Source organism: Streptomyces odonnellii, assembly GCF_000981895.1.
Lineage (GTDB): Bacteria > Actinomycetota > Actinomycetes > Streptomycetales > Streptomycetaceae > Streptomyces > Streptomyces odonnellii.
In genome coordinates this window covers 1-4,155 of the sequence record NZ_LATD01000412.1, presented here as the reverse complement: position 1 = coordinate 4,155, position 4,155 = coordinate 1, and the positions used below count along the sequence as shown (strand labels likewise).

5 protein-coding genes are annotated in these 4,155 nt (G+C 67.0%); 3 read left to right on the top strand and 2 right to left on the bottom strand.

Annotated features, from left to right (window positions below; all coding sequences use genetic code 11):
• The first annotated feature begins 591 nt into the window (after positions 1 to 591).
• Positions 592 to 1,476, top strand: coding sequence for an AraC family transcriptional regulator (locus tag WH07_RS31460; protein ID WP_232789130.1), 885 nt, complete (start codon positions 592 to 594; stop codon positions 1,474 to 1,476).
• Positions 1,477 to 1,502: 26 nt separating this feature from the next.
• Here WH07_RS31460 and WH07_RS31455 read toward each other — a convergent pair whose 3' ends face one another.
• Both WH07_RS31455 and WH07_RS31450 read right to left on the bottom strand, forming a co-directional pair.
• The gene (locus WH07_RS31455; RefSeq protein ID WP_046507670.1) at positions 1,503 to 1,949 is read right to left on the bottom strand and encodes an Rrf2 family transcriptional regulator; all 447 of its coding nucleotides are present in this window, start codon (positions 1,947 to 1,949) and stop codon (positions 1,503 to 1,505) included.
• 194 nt (positions 1,950 to 2,143) lie between these two features.
• On the bottom strand, positions 2,144 to 2,542 hold the full coding sequence (locus WH07_RS31450; protein WP_232789129.1) for an ATP-binding protein: 399 nt from the start codon (positions 2,540 to 2,542) through the stop codon (positions 2,144 to 2,146).
• 326 nt (positions 2,543 to 2,868) lie between these two features.
• Here WH07_RS31450 and WH07_RS31445 point away from each other — a divergent pair, with 326 nt between their 5' ends.
• Both WH07_RS31445 and WH07_RS31440 read left to right on the top strand, forming a co-directional pair.
• Positions 2,869 to 3,723: a helix-turn-helix domain-containing protein gene (locus WH07_RS31445; protein ID WP_046507668.1), complete on the top strand. Its 855-nt coding sequence runs from the start codon at positions 2,869 to 2,871 to the stop codon at positions 3,721 to 3,723.
• Between the two features lie 11 nt (positions 3,724 to 3,734).
• Positions 3,735 to 3,932 (top strand): DUF397 domain-containing protein, encoded by a 198-nt coding sequence (locus tag WH07_RS31440; protein ID WP_046507665.1) that lies wholly within the window; start codon positions 3,735 to 3,737, stop codon positions 3,930 to 3,932.
• The last annotated feature ends 223 nt before the right edge of the window (positions 3,933 to 4,155 follow it).

The following is a 4,155-nucleotide window of genomic DNA, read 5'->3' as shown; positions in this document are numbered from 1 at the left end:
GGTGGGGGCCGCCCCTGTGGGTTTGAGTGTCGCGGGGCCGTGCCGGGCGTCAAGGGCGCTCCTGCGTCGCGTCGGCTCCGCCGATTCCGCTGCGCTCCACCCCTGACCCCCGTCCCACCCCCGCAAGTGCAGCTTCGTGGGAGGAGCGGCCCCGGGGGAGGGGTCCCCGGAGGAGGCCGCTTGTGGGGGCCGTTTCATTGCCGGGTGCCAGCCGGTGGGTGGTGGTACGCGGCAGTGGAATGGGGCGGTGACGACACCGGCTCAGCGACTGACTGTGAGTGGACGGTTGGGGTGCAAGCAGGTGTCTGAGACTCGTTGCCGGGTGACACCCCTAGCTAGAGCTCTCTCGATAGTGCCTGGTCAGGGGCTTGTCGGGTGGCTGGGGTCCTGGGGTGAGTGGCCGTTCCGCCGTCTCTTGTGTCGTATGGACGCGAGAGCGACACGGTTGCGTGGAGAGGGCGGACGTCCGGGCTTCGTGTGTCACGCCGCTGCTCATTGATGCCCTGCCATTGCACGATCCTGCCAAGCTTGGCGATCGCGCGAAGGCGGTGTTTGACTGGGCAGGTGGACACGCTGCGGCAAATTCGCGATGTGGTCGCTCGTCACGCCGGGGAAGGACGGGCGGCGACAGCGTTGCCACGGGTCGAGTTGTCGCGCTTCAGCACGGCCACCCCGCCGACCGGTGAGACGGTGAGCCCGAGTGTGGCTCTGATCCTGCAAGGCGACGTCCGTACCGTCCTGTGCAAGCGGACCCTCCACTATGAGGCGGGGCAATTCGTCGTCGCCTCGGTCGACCTCCCCGTGACATGCGCGATCCAGGCCACCTCGCGGCAGCCGTACCTCGCCTTCGAGATGCGCCTTGAGCCCTCGATTATCTCGGACCTCCTGCTCGCCACGCCCGCGCCCCGTACCGTGACCGAGCGCACGCATGTCCCCAGCATCGCGACCGGCACCGCCGACCCGGACCTGCTCGACGTCATCGGACGGATGACACGCCTGCTCGACCGTCCGAAGGACGCCACAGCGCTGGCGCCGCTGTACGAACGAGAGATCCTGTGGCGGCTCATCAGCAGCGACCAGGGCGCGACCGTACGCCAGATCGGCCTGCCGGACAGCGACGTCTCCCAGCTCGGCCACGCGATCAGCTGGATCCGCACCCACTACGACCAGCCGCTTCGTGTGGAGGAACTGGCCGCGCGGTCGTCGATGAGCGTCACCTCGTTCCACCGGCACTTCCGGGCGCTCACGCAGATGACACCGCTCCAGTACCAGAAGCACCTGCGCCTGCACGAGGCACGCGCCCGCCTCCTCGCCCACCCCCGGGACGTCGCCGACGCCGGATACGCCGTGGGTTACGAGAGCCCCTCGCAGTTCAGCCGCGAATACCGCCGCATGTTCGGCGCACCCCCGGGCCGCCACGCGACACAGCTCCGCCAGCCGGAGGCCCCGGCCACGACGCCGGCTCCGGCCCAGTAGCGCTGGCCCCCCACGCGCAGGCCTGCTCAGATGCCTGCCTGCGCTCCCGCCGCCAGCACGCCCCGTAGCACATCAGCCACGGTCGTACGGGCCAGCTCGCCCCGTACCGTTTCCTCGATCCCGGCGTAGATGCCCCGCATCGTCGGGCGGATCCCGAAGCCGACCGGGCAGTCCTGGTCCGGTGTGGCGCGGTGCATGGCGAAGAGCGTGCCGGGTTCGACGGCCTCGTACACGTCCGACAGCGTGATCGACTCCGGCTCGCGCGCCGGCATCCAGCCCGCGCCCGCCCCACGCCGGGATTCGACGAGCCCCGCCCTGCGCAGCTCGGCAAGCAGGCGCCGGATGACCACGGCGTTGGTGTTCACGCTCCCTGCGATCTGCTCCGAGGTGGCGACCTCGTGGCCCTGGCGCTTGTTCAGCTCCATCCACGCCAGGGCGTGGGCCGCGACGGTCAGCCTGCTGTTGGCGCTCACTGGTCTCGCATTCATCCCACATGCTTTTAAGCTTGTCGCAACGCTAGATGTTACGACTTCGGGAGGCAACCCCCGCCCTTCGACGGGGTCGGCACCAGACATCGAGGCGTACAGCACGCACATCACCAGCGCGGTCGCACTGACAGCTATGGAGACAACTCCCCACAGGGCAGGGTCAGTTATGGGCGCCGCCATCAGCCACCCGCCCCGCCGCCACCCTCGGCTCCGGCCACGGCCAACGTGAACCAGACCGCCTTCGCCACCGGCGAGCACCCCCCGTAAATCACCGACCCCCATCGGGCCGAGAGGCTCTCCACGAGCAGAAGCCCGCGCCCGTGCTCATGTTCGGCGTCGCTCAGGGCCGGTACGGGCAGGGCGCGCGGCTCGTTGTCCCCTACGTACACGGTCACCTCCGCCCGGCAGACCGCCACATCGACCCGGATCAGCCGGGAGCGGGTGTGCCGGTGGGAGTTGGTGACGACTTCGGTCACGCAGAGGCGGGCGTCATCGGCGAGACCGGGGTGATCGAGAGTACGGAGTAACGACCCGACGAAGTCCCGCGCGATCCGCGGCGCGCAGTCCGAGTTCGGCACAACGAGCCGATAGAACGGGTTACTTGGTTCGGCCGGGGGTGTCGGTGAGGGAGGAACCAGCGTGCTCACAGGTGTCATGTCATCGTCTCCCAACGCGGTGTGGTTCCGCGATGCCCGCCATGCGTGGCAATGGCCGCGCTGTATGAGGGCACACCTCAAGGCGCGCCCCAGCGGCTGCACTTCGGTCTTACTGACGTGCGACGCGGTGCTGGGATGACCGTAGAGTAAATAGGTGTACCGGTCCACCCTGGTACCTCGTTTCGGTGACAGTGGGTGGACCCATGGCGCCGTTACGCGCAACACTGGGCCGAGACAGGGAAGGTGACATGCCACCAAGGGACAATCCGACCGCACGCCAAGCGCGCCTTGGTGGAGAGTTGCGGAAGCTACGTGACCGGGCGGGCAAGACGGCCCGCGAAGCAGCCGGCCTCCTCTCGACCGATCAGGCCAGGATCAGCCACATCGAATCGGGCCGTATCGGCATCAGCGAGGAACGAATCCGCAAGCTGGCGGTCTTCTACGCCTGCGACGACCAGGCGCTGATCGAAGCCTTGTGCGCGATCGCGCGTGAGCATCGCGGCCAGTATTGGTGGGACGAGTATCGCGGCATCCTCTCTCCCGGTTTCCTCGATGTCGCCGAGATGGAGCACCATGCGAAGTACCTGCGGTATCTGCAACCAGTGACTTTCCCTGGCATCTTTCAGGTAGACGATTACGCGCGGGCACTGTTCGAAAGCGCAATTCCGAGGCTTCCTGCGAGCGAGGTGCAGGCAAGGGTCGAGCACCGCATGAGACGGAAGTCCATCCTCGACCGCGACAACCCACCGGAGCTTGAGGCCATCGTGCATGAGGCCGCACTCCGCGTCCGCGTCGGCGGACGAAAGGTCGCACGCAGGCAGCTTGAATACCTCATCGAGGTCTCCGAGCGGCCAGACGTCATGCTCCGGGTCATCCCATTCTCCACCGAAGACTTCGTCAGCCTCACCCAGACCGCGCTCTACGCGGGCGGCGTCATCCCGCAACTCGATACTGTGCACGTTGACAACCGTTTCGACGGCAACTTCCTTGATGCTGCTGCGGAGTTGGAGAGGCACCGAACGCAACTCGACTTTGCCGCGCAGGCGTCCCTGGAACCGGCCGAGTCGCGCAGCTTCATCCATCACATCGCACGAGAATTGTGAAAGACAGAGGTATGAGCACAGAAATTAACTGGCAGAAGTCGTCATTCTCGGATGAAGGCCCACAGTGCGTAGAGATCGCCGAGTGCGACGGCGAGATCCTGATGCGGGAGAGCGACGACCCCAACGTCATCACGACGACCAGCCGGGCCAAATTCGCCGCCTTCATCAAGGGCGTCAAAGCAGGCGAGTTCGACCACTTCGCCCTCTGAGCGCTCGCCCGTACACCCGCATCCGGAGCCTCTCGCCCACCAGCGAGGGGCTCCCATTCATATAGCAAACAGGTGCACCCTTGCCACACCCCACCGCGTAACGATACCGTCGCCGTGCGTCGCCACCCACCCTGGTCGGCTTCTCGGCAGATCCGCACCCGAAAGCAGCGCGGCGCAACTCCCCCACCTCCCACCCAGCCGGGGAGAGCCCAAGGACCGCCCC

Coding starts and splice junctions, on each gene's coding strand:
- WH07_RS31440 (WP_046507665.1), top strand. CDS start 3,735: ATGAGCACAGAAATTAACTGGCAGAAGTCGTCATTCTCGGATGAAGGC.
- WH07_RS31445 (WP_046507668.1), top strand. CDS start 2,869: ATGCCACCAAGGGACAATCCGACCGCACGCCAAGCGCGCCTTGGTGGA.